Below are 15,518 nucleotides of genomic sequence, written 5' to 3' on the forward strand. Positions count from 1 at the left end.
GCCCCGCCTGCGGGATGGGGTGGACCTGCGGGGACGGTCGCGCCCGGTGCAACCGTTAGGCCCGCCGGGACCGCCGCGCCTGCCGGAATGGCCGCCGAAGCGCCACCCGCCGTACAGGCAACACCCGCCGCGCCGGCCACGTCGGCGGCGGCAGGGCCTCGGGAAGGGGACGGATCGGTCGGGGCCGAAGAAGCCGGGGAACTGGTCGGAACCGGGTGGGTCGGCAGCGCGCGGCGATGGGTGTGGGTGTTAGCGGCGGCCGTCGTCGTCGCGGTGCTGGCAGCAGCCACCTACCTCGTCCGCACCACCAACGAACCCGACCGCGCGGCCGCGCCCCGAGACACCGGCCTCCTCTTCTCCCAAGCCTGCCAAGGCCCGATCAGCATGGGCCAGCACGACAGCTGCGTCGAAGAGGTCCAGCGACTGCTCGCCAAGACCGGCACCAAGATCGGCATCGACGCCGACTTCGGGCCGGAGACGCTCCGCCGGGTCACGGCGTTCCAGGTCCTCGCCGGGCTCCCGGTCAAGGGCGTCGTCGACGACGACACCAAGCGCGCGCTCTATCAGGGCGGCGTCTCGATGCGCAGCTGGACCCCGGCCCAGGTCGAGAAACACATCCGCGAAGTCTTCCCCGAAGAGCCCGACCGCGCGGTCGCGATCGCGAAATGCCAGTCCACCCTCGACCCGTTCTGGGTGCTCCCGAACGTCGACACGAGCCGCAACTGGGGCATCTTCCAGATCTCCGACCGCCGGCTCCGAGAACTCGACGGCACCCCGCGCCGCGCCTTCGATCCCGACTGGAACATCTGGGCCGCCCGCGAACTCTGGCGAATGCACCACGGCTTCCGGGACGACTGGCCGTACTGCGACCAATCCTTCCCCCGCCCTCCGGCCCCGAAAGCGACGAGCTAAGACTCCACCACCACGACCGGCTCGTGCCGTACCGGAAAATTCACCGACGACGCGATGAAACACCGCTCACTGGCGTCCGCATGAAGGCGAGTCGCGAGGTCGACGTTCCCACCTCGGGCCACCGTCACCCGGGGGTGCAGCACGACCTCGGTGAACCGTCCGCCCCCGCCGGGGGTCTGCGTCATCGCTCCGGTCGGAGCGTCCGAATAAGCAGTGACGACGACCCCCGCTTCGACGCAGACGTGCAGGTAGGACATGAGGTGGCAGCCCGACAGGGCGGCCACCAGTAGGAGCTCGGGGTTCCACCGGTCGGTCTCCCCGCGGAACGCGGGGTCGGCCGACCCCAGGAGCGCGGGACGACCGGGGGCGGTCACCTCGTGCGACCGGCCGTACGCCCGGTAGGCGCTGGTCCCGGTGCCCTGGTTTCCCGTCCAGACCAGCGCGAGTTCGTAATTGTGGACCGCAACCACCTGCTGCTCGTCTCCTCGAAATGTCAAGTATCGGCGGGAATCCGCCGCCGGTCCTCGGTCGCCGGGCGCTTCGCCCGGGTCAGTCCGACGCCGACCAGTACGACGGCCGTGCCGACGACCGTGCCCGCCGTGATGTGTTCGTCCAGCACCAGCCAGCCCAGCACCGCGGCGACCACGGGCAACAAGTACAGCACCACCGACGCCGCCTGCCCCACCTCGGCGATCTGCCGGATGTTCAGCACCGTGGCCAAACCGGTGCAGAACGCCCCGAGCGTGATCGTCGCCAGGACGACCGCGGGCGTGAGCCGGACGCCGTCCAGCGAGTGCGCGCCGGTCACCGGCAACGTCAGCAGCGCCAGCACGGTTCCCGCGACCAGCTGCCCGGCCGCCAGCGCGACCGGTGGCCGGTCGATCTTCGACATGTACCGGTCGATGTAGACGTAACTCGCGCCGTAGCTCGCGGCGGCCAGCAGCCCGAGCATCGTCGGCACCGCGGGTAGTCCCTCACCCGGCGGCCAGGTGCCGATCACCAGCAGCGTGCCGACCAGGCCGGCCAGCAGCCCGGCGACGTAGCGTCCGCGAATCCGCCCGGTCGCCCCGGTGCAGATGCCGATGGCCAGCGTCCAGAGCGGAGTGGTCGCGTTCAGCATGCCGCCGACGTGCGAGTCGATCGACCGGACCGCGTACGCGAACAGCAGCAGCGGGATCACGTTGCCGATCGCCGCGACGACGGCCAGGTGCGTCCAGACGCGCGGTTCGGCGGGGATCCGGATGCCGCGCAAGCGGCAGAAACCCAGCAGCAGAGCCGATCCGAGGGCGAGCCGGACCACGGTGAGGACGCCCGGCGGGAGTCCCTTCAGAGCGACGGCGGCCCAGAGAAAACTCGACCCCCACAGCCCTGCCAGCACCACCAGCCGGACGAGAGGCGCACGTCCGGTAATCCCCATAGTGTTACGAACGGTAAGTGCCAGCAGAGGTTCAGCTGATACCGCTGTGACTCGGCTCGAATCCGCGGTGCGTCGCTCACGCAGGTGTCGGTCAGGTTGCGGTTCCGTCACGCGGGCGACATTTACTGACGGATCGACCAGGCCCTCGGCAGCTCTCGCCAACGGAGTGCCGCCGAGTCGGTGCTGTCTTGACCATGAGACGCAGGTCACCCGGGCCGGATATTCGTCGTCATCCTGAGGGTGGCACCGGACCGCCCTCTTCGCGGGGCAGGGAAAAGGGGTCGCCATGTTTGGCTGGACTGTCGTACACGGAGGCAAGGCGCCACCGCCGGGCGAGGTAGTTCGGCCGGACGAGCGGCTGTCCTGGCCGCGGACGATCGGCCTCGGCGCCCAGCACGTCGTCGCGATGTTCGGGGCGACGTTCGTCTTCCCGCTGATCATGGGCCTGAACCCGCAGCTCGCGATCATGATGAGCGGTATCGCGACGATCATCTTCCTGTTGATCGTGAGCGGTCGCGTGCCTTCGTACTTGGGGACGTCGGCGTCGTTCGTCGGTGGGGTCGCGGCGATCCGGGCTCAGGGCGGTGACTCGGCCGAGGTCACCGGGGCGATCCTGGTCGCCGGCGTGGTGCTGGCGCTGGTCGGCGTGCTGATCCACTTCGTCGGCTCGCGGGCGATCTACACGGTCTTACCGCCGGTCGTCACCGGCGCGGTCGTGATGCTGATCGGCTTCAACCTGGCCCCGGTCGTGGCCGGCACGTACTGGCCGCAGGATCAGTGGATCGCGCTGCTCACGATGCTGTTCGTCATCGTGGTGGCGGTCGGGGTTCGCGGGTTCCTGGGCCGCATCGCGATCTTCCTCGCGCTGGTGTTCGGGTACGTCCTGTCGTGGATCTTCGACCGGATCTTCGGCCAGATCACCTCGTACAGTGCGGCCGCCGCCAAGGAGACCACCCACTTCCGGGTCGACTGGTCCGGGGTGAAAGCCGCGGATTGGCTCGGCTTCCCGCCACACACCGAAGGCGACGTCGTCGGCTGGCACGCGCCGAGTTTCTCGGTCGCGGCGATCCTGCTCGTGCTCCCGGCCGTGATCGCGCTGATCGCGGAGAACGCCGGTCACGTGAAGGCCGTCGCCGAGATGACCGGCGACGACCTCGACCCGGTGATGGGCCGCGCGATCGCCGCCGACGGTGTCGGCACCGTGATCGCGTCCGCGGTCGGTGGCTCGCCGACCACGACGTACGCCGAGAACATCGGCGTCATGGCGGCCACCCGCGTCTACTCGACGGCCGCCTACTACGTGGCCGCGATCGTCGCGATCCTGTTCGGGTTCTCGCCGAAGTTCGGCGCGGTCGTCTCGGCGACCCCGGGCGGTGTGCTGGGCGGCATCACGGTCGTGCTCTACGGCATGATCGGCCTGCTCGGCGCGAAGATCTGGCGGGAGAACCGGGTCGACTTCTCGAACCCGATCAACCTGGTTCCGGCGGCCGCGGGCATCATCATCGGCATCGGCGGCGTCAGCCTGGTCTTCACCGACGACTTCTCGCTGTCCGGCATCGCGCTCGGCACGATCGTCACCGTGCTCGGCTTCCACTTGGCCAAGGCGATCGCCCCGCCGCACCTGAAGGAGCTGTGGGCCGCGGAGCGGACCGCGCCCGACGCGACCTCGGCGGCCGCGGAGACCGCGGCCGGGAAGGACGCGGGCGGAGCGGTGCTCGTCGTCGACGAGCCCGGCGCCTATAAGGAGCCGTAAGAGTCGAGGCCCCTTTGCGAAGGCTCGGCCTTCGCAAAGGGGCGCCCGCAACCGCATTGAGGGACTATCGCGGCATGAAACCATCGGCCTTCGAGTACAACCGGCCGGAAACGCTGACCGAGGCGCTCGACGTCCTCGCCGAGCTCGGACCCGACGGAAAGGTGCTGGCCGGAGGCCAGAGCCTGGTCCCGCTGCTCAACATGCGCCTGGCGGCGCCGGCCCACCTGGTCGACGTCAACCGGCTCGCCGAGCTCTCCCGCGTCGAGGTGACTCCGGACGCGGTGACGGTCGGCGCGATCGCCCGCCACGCCGAGATCGAACACCATGCCGACGCTTCGCGGGCGCTGCCGCTGCTCCGCCAGGCGCTGACTCACGTGGCGCACCCGACGATCCGGAACCGGGGCACCACGGTCGGGAGCATCGTCCACGCCGACCCGGCCGGTGAGATGCCGTCGGTGCTGGTGCTGCTGGGTGGATCGGTGCAGCTGGCCTCGTCCTCGGGGAGTCGCACGGTCGCGGCGGAGGACTTCTTCCTGGCTCCGCTGGAGTCGGCGACCGAGGCCGGTGAGCTGGCCACCAGCGTCACGTTCCCGATCCCGGCCGGGCACACCGGCACCGCCTGGCTCGAAGTTTCGCGGCGGCACGGCGACTACGCGATGTGCGGGCTCGGTGCCCTGGTCACGCTGGACGAGGACCTGCGGGTCGCGTCCGCTCGGGCCACCTACGTGTCCATGGGCCCGACGCCGGTGAGCGTCGACTTCACGGGTTCTGTCGTAGGCCGTTCCTACGATTCGGCCGATTGGAGCGATGCTGCCCGGCTCGCCGTCGAGTCGGTCGAACCCGAGGAAGACATCCACGCGACCGCCGAGTACCGCCGCCACCTGGCCGGCGTGCTCACCGGGCGGGCGTTGAAGGCCGCCGCCGCGCACGCGGTGGCTCGGACGGAGGTACCGGCGTGAAGGTGACGCTGACGGTCAACGGTGTTCCCCGGACCGCGGACGTGGAGCCCCGGCGGTTGCTGGCCGACGCGCTGCGGCACGATCTCGGCCTCACCGGCACCCACCTGGGCTGCGAGCACGGCGTCTGCGGGTCCTGCACGGTCCTGGTCGACGGGCGGCCGATGCGGTCCTGCCTGATGTTCGCGGTCAGCGCCGAGGGCGCCGAGATCACGACCGTGGAGGGCTGCCGTTCGCCCGACGGCGGCCTCGGGCACGTCCAGCAGGCGTTCGTCGACTGTCACGGCCTCCAGTGCGGCTTCTGCACGCCGGGGTTCGTCACGACGATCACCGCGTACCTTCGCGAGAACCCGGACCCGACCGAGGAGGAGGCCCGGGAGGCGATCGGCGGCAACCTCTGCCGGTGCACCGGCTACCAGAACATCGTGAAGTCGGTCCTCCGGGCGGCCGAGCTGCAGCGGGGGGCGGTCTGATGGTGACCCGTGCGTTCGGCGTCCCGATGACCCGCCGGGAAGACCCCCGTCTGGTGTCCGGCAACGGTCGCTATCTGGACGATCTGGGAGAAGGCGCTCTCGCGGTGGCGTTCGTCCGCTCCCCGCACGCCCACGCCCGCATTCTCGACGTCGACGTCACCGAGGCGCTCGACGTCGAGGGCCTGGTCGCGATCTACACCTACGAGGACCTGGCCGACGACCCGAACCCGCGGGTGTCCGAGCCGCTCCCGCTGCTGATCCCGCACCCGGCCCTGCACGCACCCCGGGTCAACACCCCGCTGGCCAACGGGGTGGCCCGGCACGTCGGCGAGGCCGTCGTGATGGTGGTGGCGACCGACCGGTACATCGCCGAAGACGCGGCCGAGCGGATCGTCGTTGAGTACGAGACGCTGCCGGCCGTCGTCGGTATCCCGGCCGCTCGCGACGCGGTTCACCAGGTGCACGCCGACGTGCTCGACAACGTGTCGGCCCACCTGGTGCAGGAGGTGGGGGACGCCCCGGCGGCGATCGCGGCCGCCCCGCACACGCTCAGCCTCGACCTGGACATCGAGCGGTCGGCCTCGATGCCGATGGAGGGCAAGGGCGTCTACGCCCGCTGGGATTCCGACGACCGGTCGCTGCGCGTCTACACGTCGACGCAGGCCTCGACGTCGGTGCGGTTCGCGCTGGCCGCCAAGCTCGATCTGCCGGTCGACCGCATCGACGTGATCGCGCCCGACGTCGGCGGCGGGTTCGGCGTCAAGATCGTGCACCCGTGGCCGGAGGAGGTGCTGATCCCGTGGGCCGCGGTGAAGCTGAACCGCGAGGTCAAGTGGGTCGAAGACCGCCGCGAGCACTTCATCAGCTCGACGCACGAGCGCGGGCAGCTGCAGAAGGTGACGGTCGGGTTCGACGACGAGGGGCACGTGCTCGGGCTCGACGTCGAGTTCTGGCACGACAACGGCGCCTACACGCCGTACGGCATCATCGTCCCGATCGTGACGTCGACGCAGCTGCTCGGGCCGTACAAGCCGGGGGCGTACCGGGTCGAGTTCCGGTCGATGTACACGAACACCGTGACCGTGACGCCGTACCGCGGGGCCGGGCGTCCGCAGGGCGTGTTCGCGATGGAACGCACGATGGACGCGATCGCTGCGTATCTGGGGCTGGATCGCGCGCTCGTGCGGTCGCGGAACTTCATCCAGCCCGAGGACATGCCGTACGACCACCACCTGACGTTCCAGGACGGGCGGCCGCTGATCTACGACTCGGGTGATTACCCGACGTCGCTGGAGAAGATCAAGGCGCTGGTGGGGTGGGATTCGTTCGTGGCTCTTCGCGATTCCGCCCGGGCCGAGGGGCGGCGGGTCGGGATCGGGCTGGCCTGCTACGTCGAAGGCACCGGGCCGGGGCCGTACGAGGGCGCGTTCGTGCGGGTGGAGACCACCGGGAAGGTCGTCGTGGCGACCGGGCTCACGACCCAGGGCCAGGGGCACGAGACCGTGTTCGCGCAGATCGCGGCCGAGGAGCTCGGGGTACCGGTCGACGACGTCTCGGTGACCACCGGCGACACGCGGCGGTTCAAGTACGCGGTCGGCACGTTCGCGTCCCGGGCCGCGGTGATGAGCGGCAACGCGGTCGCGCTGACCGCCCGGAAGGTGCGGGCCAAGGCGCTGCGCATCGCCGGGGACGCGCTCGAGGTCGACCCCAAGGACCTCGAGATCGTCGACGGGATGGTGCAGGTCAAGGGCGTGCCCGACGGTGGGATCCCGCTGCGCACGGTCGCGGTGCTGTCGAACCCGCTGCGGTACGCGTTCGACGAGGAGGCGAAGCGGGCGACCCAGTTCGCCGGCACCGCCGACCTGAACAAGCCGCCGATCGACGAGGACGACGAACCGGGGCTGGAGGCGACCGACTACTACTCGCCGATCCGGTCGACGTTCGCCAGCGGCATGCACGCGGCCGTCGTCGAGACCGATCCGGAGACCGCGGAGATCAAGATCCTGCGCTACTGCGTCGTGCACGACTGCGGGACGCTGATCAACCCGCGGATCGTCGAGGGGCAGATCCACGGCGGGGTGGCGCAGGGCGTCGGCGGCGCGCTGTACGAGCGGATCGTCTACGACGAGAACGGGCAGCCGCAGAACGCGTCGTACATGGACTTCCTGATTCCGTACGCGTCCGAAGTGCCGACGATCGAGACCGACCACCTCGAGACGCCGTCCCCGCTCAATCCGCTCGGGGTGAAGGGGGCAGGCGAGGCCGGGGTCATCCCGTCGGCGGCGCTGTTCGCGTCGGCGATCTCCGACGCGGAGGGCTTCTTCATCACCCGGATGCCGATTTCTCCGTCCGAGTTGTGGGCGTTGCGCGAGTTGGAGGGAACCAAGAAGTGAAGGTCAACGGCAAGGCCACGCTGAACGCGCCGGTGGAGCGGGTGTACGCGGCGCTGAACGATCCGTCGGTGCTGGTGCGGACGATTCCCGGGTGTCAGCAGCTGGAGCAGGTCGGCGACGACGCGTACCGGATGACCGTGACCGCGGGGGTGGCGTCGATCAAGGGGTCGTACGTGGGGGACGTGCGGCTGACCGATCAGCAGGCGCCGACGTCGTTCGTGCTGCGGGCGAAGGGGGCGGGGGCGCCCGGGACGGTGTCGGCGGACGTGCTGGTGACGCTCGAGGACGGCTCGGACGGGACGACGTTGCTGTCGTACGCGGCGGACGCGGTAGTGGGGGGTGCGGTTGGCGGGGTCGGTCAGCGGGTGTTGTCCGGGGTCGCGAAGAAGATCGCCGGGGAGTTCTTCGCGGCGGTTGATTCGTTGCTGAACGCGGCCGAGTCGGCCGCCGCGGGCGGCGAGGGCGCGGTCGGCGGCGGCGCGGTCGGCGCGGGCGACCGAGGCGTGGGCGGCGGAGGGGCCGTGGGTGCGGGTTCCGGGGCCGCGGGTGGGTTGGCCGGCGGTGCGCCTGCCGGGGCGGCCGTGGGTTCGGGTGCGCCGGGTTCGTCCGCGGTGGCTGCGGGGGCGGGATCTGGCGGTACGGGATCGGGCGGTGCGGGCGCGGGGCCTCGGGTGTTCACGGCGCCGCCGAAGGCGGCGGCCGGGGGCGACATCATGGCTGGCGGCTTCTTCCAGGGCGCGATCTTCGGGGCCGGGATCGCGCTGATCGGCGTGGTGGTCGGTGGGCTCCTGGGGCGTCGCCGGAGTTGACGACTTATCGGGGTCTCCCGGCGCGTGAGAACCCCGACAACGCGTCAATTCGCGCGCGGAGGGGGCGGCATGGAGCTGGTGGTCACGGACGCGCGACTGCGTGACGGACGCGTCGTCGACCTCGCGGTCGAGGACGGCCGCGTGCAAATTGGTCCGCGCGGCACGCTCGTCGAGGCGAGCGCGGGGGCGCGCGTGCTCGCCGCGGAGGGGCGGCTGGTGACCGAGTCGGCCGTGGACAACCACCTGCACCTCGACAAGGTGCACACGCTCGACCGGGTCGGCGACGCGGCGCTCTCCGCCTACACCGACGACGGGATGGCCGGCGCGATGACGTCGATCGAGCTGGCCAGCGCGGTCAAGACCGGTTACCGGCGCGAGGACGCACTGCCGCACGTCCGGCGCGCGCTCACCGAGGCCGTCCGGCACGGCACGCTGCACCTGCAGGCGTTCGTGGACGTCGACACCGCGGCCGGCCTGGAGGGGTTCGCCGCCGTCGACACGGTCCGGCGCGAATTCGCCGGCGTCCTCGACGTCCGGATCGTGGCTTTTCCGCAGGATGGGGTGGTGCGCGATCCGGGCGCGGCCGAGCTCTGCGAGGAGGCGCTGCGCCTCGGAGCCGACGTAGTCGGCGGGATCCCCTGGATCGAGCACACCGACACGGACGCGCGGAAGCACGTCGAGTGGGCGTGTGCGCTCGCCGCCCGCGAGGGCAAGCGGGTCGCGATGCTCACCGACGACGCCGGCGATCCGGCGCTGCGCACGACCGAGATGCTGGCGACCGCGATGCTGGAGCACGGGCTGGTCGGGCGGGGAGTCGCGTGCCACGCGCGGGCCCTGGCGCTCTACCCGCGGCCGTCGCTGCTCCGGCTGGGCGGGCTCGCGGCGCGGGCGGGCCTCGGGTTCGTGAGCGATCCGCAGACCGGGCCGCTGCACCTGCCGGTGGGGCTGTTCCGCGAACTGGGGCTCCCGGTTGCGCTCGGACAGGACGACATCGAGGACGCGTACTACCCGTTCGGGCGCGCGAACCTCTGGGAGGTCGCGTTCCTGGCCGCGCACCTGCTGGAATTCCGCACCGCGCGGGCGCGACAGGATCTGCTCGACCTGGTCACGGTCGACGCGGCCCGCGTACTGGGCCTGGACGGACACCGACTCGCCGACGGCGCGCCCGCGAACTTCGTCGTGCACGACGCGGAACGAGTCGTCGACGTGCTGAGGCGCCACGGACCACCGCGCTGGGTGGTGGCGACGGGCGCCGTCGTAGCCGAGACCACGAGCGTCAGCTCGGTGTATCCGGGGCTACCGGCCCGCTGAGCGCCCCCGGCGCCGGCGTCGACGACCCACTCCGGAGGCGGTGGTGGGCCTGAATGTCGAGCCGGGCGTCGGCGGCGCCGATCGTGAGATCTCAAATGTCGCGCACCGGCGCGAGCAGGCCCCCGCGGATCGCTGCGCTCTCGGACCTGCCCGGCCGCACCGCTGAGGCCGCGCGATCACCGCCAGCTGCCGAAACGTCCGAATCAATAAACAGCTCAGCCACGACGGACCGAAACCCGATACTGTAACTCAGTAACAAATTTAACCGAGGGAGGCTTTCATGACCGTGCTCATCACCGGAGCAACCGGCCGAATCGGCGAACTCGTAGTCGACCACCTCACCAAAGCCGGCACCCCCACCCGCGCCCTGGTCCACCGCTCGACCCCAACCCCCCACTCCCTGGAAACCGTCACCGGCGACCTGACCGTCCCCGACTCCCTGAACCCCGCCCTCCACGACATCGACACCGTCTTCCTCGTCTGGACCGCCCCACCCCAGACAGTCCCCGCCGTGATCGACCGCATCGCCCACCACGCCCGCCGAATCGTGTTCCTCTCCTCCCCCCACCAGACCCCCCACCCCTTCTTCCAACAGCCCAACCCCACAGCCGCGCTCCACGCCGAGATCGAGCGCCGAATCGCCGACTCCACCCTCGAATCGACGATCCTCCGCCCGGGGATGTTCGCGTCCAACGCGTTCGCCTGGTGGGAGCCCGCGATCCGGTCCGGCCGGCCCGTCCGCTGGCCCTACGCCACCGCCGAGACCGCACCGGTCGCGGACCGGGACGTGGCCGCGGTCGCCGCGCGGGCCCTGCTCGGCGACGTGACCGGCGACTCCGTCCTGACCGGCCCGGAATCACTGACCCAGGCCGAGCAGGTGGCGATCATCGCCGAGGCGCTGGGCCGCGAGGTCACGTTCGAGGAGCTCTCGCCCGACGAATTCCGTCGCGAGACCGCCGGATCGTGGCCGGCGCCGGTCGTCGAAATGCTGCTCGCCGCCTGGGAAGCCACGCTCGGCCGGCCGGCCTTCCTCTCCTCCGGGGTGTCCGACGTGCTCGGCACGGCGCCGCGATCGTTCCGCCGGAGCATCGGGGAAACTGTGGAGCCATGAGCGGGCTGCGGGAGCGGAAGCGTCAGCGCACGCACGACACGATCTCGGCGACCGCGATCCGGTTGTTCCTGGAGCGCGGGTTCGACGCCGTGTCGGTGGCCGACGTCGCGGACGCGGCCGAGGTGTCGAAGCCGACCCTGTTCCGGTACTTCCCGACGAAAGAGGATCTGGTGCTGCACCGGATCGGTGATCACCTCGGAGAGCCGGCCCGGGTGGTGGCGGCGGCGGCCGGCGATCCGGTGGCGGCTCTGCACAAGCACTTTCTCGACGGATTGGCGCAGCGAGATCCGGTGACCGGCTTGAACGACGTCCCCGAAGTTCTGGCGTTTCACCGGCTGGTGTTCGAGACGCCGGCGCTGGCGGCCCGGCGGGCCGGTTTCATCGACGAGGACGAAGCGGCGCTGGCAAGCGCCCTGGAAGCGGCCACCGGCGAGCCGGAGTTGATGGCCAAGCTGGTCGCGGCGCAAGTGCTGGCCGTGCAGCGCGTGCTGGCCCGGGAGAACTGGCGCCGGATCATGACGGGCACGTCCGCCGACGAGCTGTACCCGGCCGCCGTCGACGCCGCCGACGCGGCCTTCGCCCTACTCCGCCCTGACACGGCGACGGCCCGGCGCGAGCGCGCCGGGCCGTCGAAATAGAAAGCTCAGCCCTCGATCGGGGTGAGGACGAACAGCGGGATCTTCCGGTCGGTCTTCTTCTGGTACTCGGCGTAGTCGGGCCAGACGGCGACCGACCGCTTCCACCAGGTCTCGTACTCGTCGCCCTCGACCTGACGGGCCTGGTAGTCCTTGTTCACCGCGCCGTCGCGCAGCTCGACGTGCGGGTTCTTCGTCAGGTTGTGGAACCAGACCGGGTGCTCCGGCGCCCCACCCTTCGACGCGACGACCGCGTACTCGCCCTCGTGCTCGACCCGCATCAGCGGCGTCTTGCGCAGCTTCCCGCTGCGGGCGCCGACCGAGGTCAGCAGGATGATCGGAACGCCGCGCAGCTCGTTGGCCTCGGCGCCGTTGCTCGCCTCGAACTTTTCGGCCTGCTTGCGCGCCCACTCGGACGTGCTCGGCTCGTATTCACCGGTCAGTGGCATGACTCTCCCAACTCCTGACCCGAAGTCCACTATTCCGGAGACTAGGCACGCGCCCGCGAGCTGAAACTCCGACCGTCGGAGATCGGGCGTCCCGAGCGATGGAGAGGTATGAGCAGCGACCCGGAGCGCAGCGTCGATCTGCTGGCGTTGTACGACCGCGCGCTCCCGGACGTCTACGGATACCTCCGCGCGCGGTGCGGCAGCACCGCGCTGGCCGAGGACCTCACCGGGGAGACCTTCCTCGCCGCGGTGGCCGCGGTCCGTCAGGGCCGCGACCCCACGGTTGCCTGGTTGATCACCGTCGCGCGGAACAAGCTCGTGGACCACTGGCGCCGCGAGGCGCGCGAGCAACGCTCGCTCCAGGTCGTGGAGCCCGCCGAGGACCCCTGGGACGTTCAGCTCGACGTTGTGCGAGCTCGCGACGTGCTGCAGCGGCTCGGTCCGCAGCACCGCCTCGCGCTCACCTTGCGATATGTCGACGATCTACCAGTGCCGGAAGTTGCCCGCCTGCTGGGGCGGACCAGGCACGCCACCGAGGCGCTGATCGTGCGGGCGAGAGCCGCGTTCCGCGCCGCGTACGAGGAGGGGAGCAGCGATGACTGATCCGCTGGACGCCCTTCGTCACCCGCCGTCGGCCGAGGCGCCGGATCCGATCTTCGCCGCGGCCCTGAGGTTGCGTCTGCAGCAGGCGCTGGAGAGGCCTGCACCGGTCGCGTTCGACGAACTCCGTCGCGTCACCGGGCGCTCCGACTACCTCGATCCGGACGAACTCACCGCGGACGAGCAGCAGCGACTGTCCGAGACCGCCGAGTTCCCGGTGGCCATCGGCCCGGATTCGCCGCGAGAGATCCGGCAGCCCATCGGACGACCAGCTTTCGACGACGATCTGGAGGCCCGGATGACGATTCCGATCCGCATCAACCAGCTGAGCCCGTACCTGGCGGTAGCCGACGGGCGCCGCGCGATCGACTTCTACGTCGCGGCGTTCGGTGCCACCCTCGGGGGCGACCCGATCTACATGGCGGGCGGCAAGCTGGGACACGCGACGCTGCTGATCGGCCCGGTTCGGGTCTTTCTGGCCGAGGAGTTCCCGGAGATGGGCCTGATCGCTCCGGGGCGAGCGGGCGGGGTGAGCGTGACGCTGCATCTGTCGCTGGCCAGCGCGGACGAAGTGGATGTGGCGGCGAGCCGAGCCGTAGAGGCCGGAGCGACGCTGGAACGCGCGGTCGCCGACGGCCCGTACGGCCGGGCGGGCGTGGTGGTAGACCCAGCCGGCCACCGCTGGTTCCTACTGTTCGAACCCCCGGCGTAACTCTGCTGTCTCCCGGCTCCGCGCCCACCCGGACGATCGCCAGCCGCGCAGACTGCGGCCACCGCGACGCCGTGACCTGCTCGCGGTAGATGCGGCCGCCCCGCAGCGGAGGCGCCGCCCCACGACGGAGGCGCCCCGCCCGCGGCGGAGGCGACGCGTTCGCGGCGGAGGCGTCGCGTTCGCGGCGGAGGCGTCGCGTTTGCGGCGGAGGCGTCGCGTTTGCGGCGGAGGCGTCGCGTTTGCGGCGGAGGCGCCCGCTAGCTGGCGGCGGAGGTGCCTGCCCGCGGCGGAGGTGCTGCCCCACGACGGAGGTGGGTCGCCCGCGCGGAGCCGGCTTGCCCGCGCAGGAGTGGGCGGGCCGCGATGAGGTGGCCTGCCTGCGGTGGGCGTGGCAGCACGTTGCGGGCGGCAGCCTGCACGGCGGGGACGGAGCGCCCGGTAGCGATGCGGCCGACACGGCCAAGACGGTCCGCCGCATGGGGTGGCCTGCCGCCGAAGGGGTGGCCCGTCGGCAGCGAGTGTCCGCCGGGGGCGAGGTGGCGCGCTGCGATGTAGCTGGCCTCGGGTGTCGGCGGTGGCCCGCTCGCGGAGGAGTTTGCCTGCGCTGCGGGCGGCCCACCACGGCCGAGACGGCCCCGCAAGCGATGAGATGACCGCCCGGCCGCGCAAGGGGCTCGGCCGCGCGGAGCCGGCTCGCCGGCGGAGACACCCCCACGGCGGAGACACCCCCACGGCGGAGACACCCCCACGGCGGAGACACCCCCACGGCGGAGACATCCCCCGGCGGAGACATCCCCCGGCAGAGGCGCCCCCCGCAGAGGCGGCCCCCCGCATAGACGGCCCCCTGCGACGGACACCTGCCCACGGCGAAGGCCCCCGCGCCCGAGGCGGCCGCCCGCACGGTCCCGTCCCAGCGCACCAGGTGGCTACCCGGGGCGGAGGCGCCCCACGCCCAGAAGCAACCCCCCGCACGGATGCGGCCCCACGCCCGGAGGTGCCCGCACGGCGGCGGCCCGGCCGTAGCGGGGGGCGAACCCCGCGTGGCGGCGGTCGCGGCGCGGCTGAGGCACGATGAAAGCGTGACCCTCACGCTCCCCGAGGCCGCCCTCGCCGACCTGGCAAGCCTCGTCCGCCGCGGTAACGTTGCCGTGCTCAGCGGCGCCGGCATCTCCACCGAGTCCGGAATCCCCGACTATCGCGGTCCCTCCGGAGCGTTCCAGCGCAACCACACGCCGATGACCTACCAGGCCTTCACTCGCGATCAGACCGCCCGGCGGCGGTACTGGGCCCGCAGCTTTCTGGGCTGGCGGATGATGAGCCGGGCCAACCCCAACGACGGGCACCGGGCGGTGGCCCAGCTGCAGCAGAACGGCCTGGTTCGGGGCATCATCACCCAGAACGTCGACGGGCTGCACCAGGCCGGGGGAGCCGCCGACGTCATCGAGTTGCACGGGTCGCTCGACCGCGTGATCTGCCTCGACTGCGGCGACCTGACCACGCGCATCGAGCTCGACGACCGCCTCCGTGGTGCCAACCCCGACTTCCGGCACGACACCGATCCCGACACGGTCAATCCCGACGGCGACGTCGACCTGGCCGAAGAGCTCCTCGACGGTTTCGCGGTCGTCGACTGCGTCGACTGCGGTGGCGTCCTCAAGCCCGACGTCGTTTTCTTCGGGGAGAGCGTGCCGAAGGACCGGGTGGCCGACTGCCACGCCAGCGTCGACCGGGCCGAGTCCCTGCTCGTGCTGGGCAGCTCGCTGACCGTGTACTCGGGCCGTCGGTTCGTGATGCAGGCGACCAAGCTCGGCATCCCGGTCGCGATAGTCAACCAGGGGCCGACCCGCAGCGACGACTGCGCCGCGGTCCGCCTCGACGCCCCGCTCGGTCCCACCCTCACCGCCCTGGCCGCGGCCACCGCGTAAACCCCGTCCACCCCGGCCGGCCCCCGGGCCGCGCCCCCGCGCCCACCGCGCCCGCTGCCCCG

The 15,518-nt window shown here is 71.4% G+C and carries 15 protein-coding genes; 12 read left to right on the plus strand and 3 right to left on the minus strand.

Translation table 11 applies throughout. From position 1 onward, the window contains the following. Window positions 1-246: 246 nt before the first annotated feature. A complete protein-coding gene (locus FL583_RS42155; protein ID WP_240746940.1) occupies window positions 247-912 on the plus strand; it encodes a peptidoglycan-binding protein in 666 nt (221 codons plus the stop codon). Here the strand turns inward: FL583_RS42155 and FL583_RS36760 are convergent. Together FL583_RS36760 and FL583_RS36765 are read right to left on the minus strand one after the other, a co-directional pair. Continuing rightward, the gene (locus FL583_RS36760) at window positions 909-1,382 is read right to left on the minus strand and encodes an OsmC family protein (protein ID WP_142709531.1); all 474 of its coding nucleotides are present in this window, start codon (window positions 1,380-1,382) and stop codon (window positions 909-911) included. The genes FL583_RS42155 and FL583_RS36760 overlap by 4 nt on opposite strands. Before the next feature lie 23 nt (window positions 1,383-1,405). Next, complete coding sequence (locus tag FL583_RS36765) at window positions 1,406-2,329, minus strand: DMT family transporter (protein WP_170324064.1); 924 nt, start codon at window positions 2,327-2,329, stop codon at window positions 1,406-1,408. Window positions 2,330-2,615: 286 nt separating this feature from the next. Between FL583_RS36765 and FL583_RS36770 the strand changes: the two genes are divergently transcribed. From FL583_RS36770 to FL583_RS36805, 8 genes are all read left to right on the plus strand, one after another. Next, the gene (locus FL583_RS36770; RefSeq protein WP_142709533.1) at window positions 2,616-4,082 is read left to right on the plus strand and encodes a uracil-xanthine permease family protein; all 1,467 of its coding nucleotides are present in this window, start codon (window positions 2,616-2,618) and stop codon (window positions 4,080-4,082) included. Between the two features lie 74 nt (window positions 4,083-4,156). Then, entirely contained in the window at window positions 4,157-5,041 is an 885-nt protein-coding gene (locus tag FL583_RS36775) for an FAD binding domain-containing protein (protein ID WP_142709534.1), read from the plus strand. Further along, complete coding sequence (locus FL583_RS36780; RefSeq protein WP_142709535.1) at window positions 5,038-5,511, plus strand: (2Fe-2S)-binding protein; 474 nt, start codon at window positions 5,038-5,040, stop codon at window positions 5,509-5,511. The genes FL583_RS36775 and FL583_RS36780 overlap by 4 nt, the downstream gene beginning before the upstream one ends. Continuing rightward, complete coding sequence (cutA, locus tag FL583_RS36785; protein WP_142709536.1) at window positions 5,511-7,904, plus strand: aerobic carbon-monoxide dehydrogenase large subunit; 2,394 nt, start codon at window positions 5,511-5,513, stop codon at window positions 7,902-7,904. Before FL583_RS36780 ends, cutA begins: the two co-directional genes overlap by 1 nt. Continuing rightward, window positions 7,901-8,713, plus strand: a complete 813-nt coding sequence (locus FL583_RS36790) for an SRPBCC family protein (RefSeq protein ID WP_142709537.1) — start codon at window positions 7,901-7,903, stop codon at window positions 8,711-8,713. Before cutA ends, FL583_RS36790 begins: the two co-directional genes overlap by 4 nt. Window positions 8,714-8,782: 69 nt before the next feature. Continuing rightward, window positions 8,783-10,024: an amidohydrolase family protein gene (locus FL583_RS36795; RefSeq protein ID WP_142709538.1), complete on the plus strand. Its 1,242-nt coding sequence runs from the start codon at window positions 8,783-8,785 to the stop codon at window positions 10,022-10,024. 280 nt (window positions 10,025-10,304) lie between these two features. Next, window positions 10,305-11,135, plus strand: a complete 831-nt coding sequence (locus FL583_RS36800) for an NAD(P)H-binding protein (RefSeq protein ID WP_205752780.1) — start codon at window positions 10,305-10,307, stop codon at window positions 11,133-11,135. Then, complete coding sequence (locus FL583_RS36805) at window positions 11,132-11,773, plus strand: TetR family transcriptional regulator (RefSeq protein WP_142709539.1); 642 nt, start codon at window positions 11,132-11,134, stop codon at window positions 11,771-11,773. The genes FL583_RS36800 and FL583_RS36805 overlap by 4 nt, the downstream gene beginning before the upstream one ends. A gap of 5 nt (window positions 11,774-11,778) precedes the next feature. Here FL583_RS36805 and FL583_RS36810 read toward each other — a convergent pair whose 3' ends face one another. Continuing rightward, window positions 11,779-12,219: a nitroreductase family deazaflavin-dependent oxidoreductase gene (locus FL583_RS36810; protein ID WP_142709540.1), complete on the minus strand. Its 441-nt coding sequence runs from the start codon at window positions 12,217-12,219 to the stop codon at window positions 11,779-11,781. Between the two features lie 108 nt (window positions 12,220-12,327). Between FL583_RS36810 and FL583_RS36815 the strand changes: the two genes are divergently transcribed. From FL583_RS36815 to FL583_RS36825, 3 genes are all read left to right on the plus strand, one after another. Continuing rightward, window positions 12,328-12,822 carry an RNA polymerase sigma factor gene (locus FL583_RS36815; protein ID WP_142709541.1) on the plus strand — a complete coding sequence of 165 codons (495 nt, stop codon included), beginning with the start codon at window positions 12,328-12,330 and terminating at the stop codon, window positions 12,820-12,822. Further along, the gene (locus FL583_RS41300; protein ID WP_142709542.1) at window positions 12,815-13,531 is read left to right on the plus strand and encodes a VOC family protein; all 717 of its coding nucleotides are present in this window, start codon (window positions 12,815-12,817) and stop codon (window positions 13,529-13,531) included. The genes FL583_RS36815 and FL583_RS41300 overlap by 8 nt, the downstream gene beginning before the upstream one ends. 1,079 nt (window positions 13,532-14,610) lie before the next feature. Continuing rightward, window positions 14,611-15,456 (plus strand): NAD-dependent protein deacetylase, encoded by an 846-nt coding sequence (locus FL583_RS36825; RefSeq protein ID WP_240746941.1) that lies wholly within the window; start codon window positions 14,611-14,613, stop codon window positions 15,454-15,456. Window positions 15,457-15,518: the final 62 nt, after the last annotated feature.

Source organism: Cryptosporangium phraense (genome assembly GCF_006912135.1).
Classification (GTDB): Bacteria; Actinomycetota; Actinomycetes; order Mycobacteriales; family Cryptosporangiaceae; genus Cryptosporangium; species Cryptosporangium phraense.

Coding starts and splice junctions, on each gene's coding strand:
- FL583_RS36765 (WP_170324064.1), bottom strand. CDS start 2,329: ATGGGGATTACCGGACGTGCGCCTCTCGTCCGGCTGGTGGTGCTGGCA.
- FL583_RS36770 (WP_142709533.1), top strand. CDS start 2,616: ATGTTTGGCTGGACTGTCGTACACGGAGGCAAGGCGCCACCGCCGGGC.
- FL583_RS36775 (WP_142709534.1), top strand. CDS start 4,157: ATGAAACCATCGGCCTTCGAGTACAACCGGCCGGAAACGCTGACCGAG.
- cutA (WP_142709536.1), top strand. CDS start 5,511: ATGGTGACCCGTGCGTTCGGCGTCCCGATGACCCGCCGGGAAGACCCC.
- FL583_RS36795 (WP_142709538.1), top strand. CDS start 8,783: ATGGAGCTGGTGGTCACGGACGCGCGACTGCGTGACGGACGCGTCGTC.
- FL583_RS36800 (WP_205752780.1), top strand. CDS start 10,305: ATGACCGTGCTCATCACCGGAGCAACCGGCCGAATCGGCGAACTCGTA.
- FL583_RS36805 (WP_142709539.1), top strand. CDS start 11,132: ATGAGCGGGCTGCGGGAGCGGAAGCGTCAGCGCACGCACGACACGATC.
- FL583_RS36810 (WP_142709540.1), bottom strand. CDS start 12,219: ATGCCACTGACCGGTGAATACGAGCCGAGCACGTCCGAGTGGGCGCGC.
- FL583_RS36815 (WP_142709541.1), top strand. CDS start 12,328: ATGAGCAGCGACCCGGAGCGCAGCGTCGATCTGCTGGCGTTGTACGAC.
- FL583_RS41300 (WP_142709542.1), top strand. CDS start 12,815: ATGACTGATCCGCTGGACGCCCTTCGTCACCCGCCGTCGGCCGAGGCG.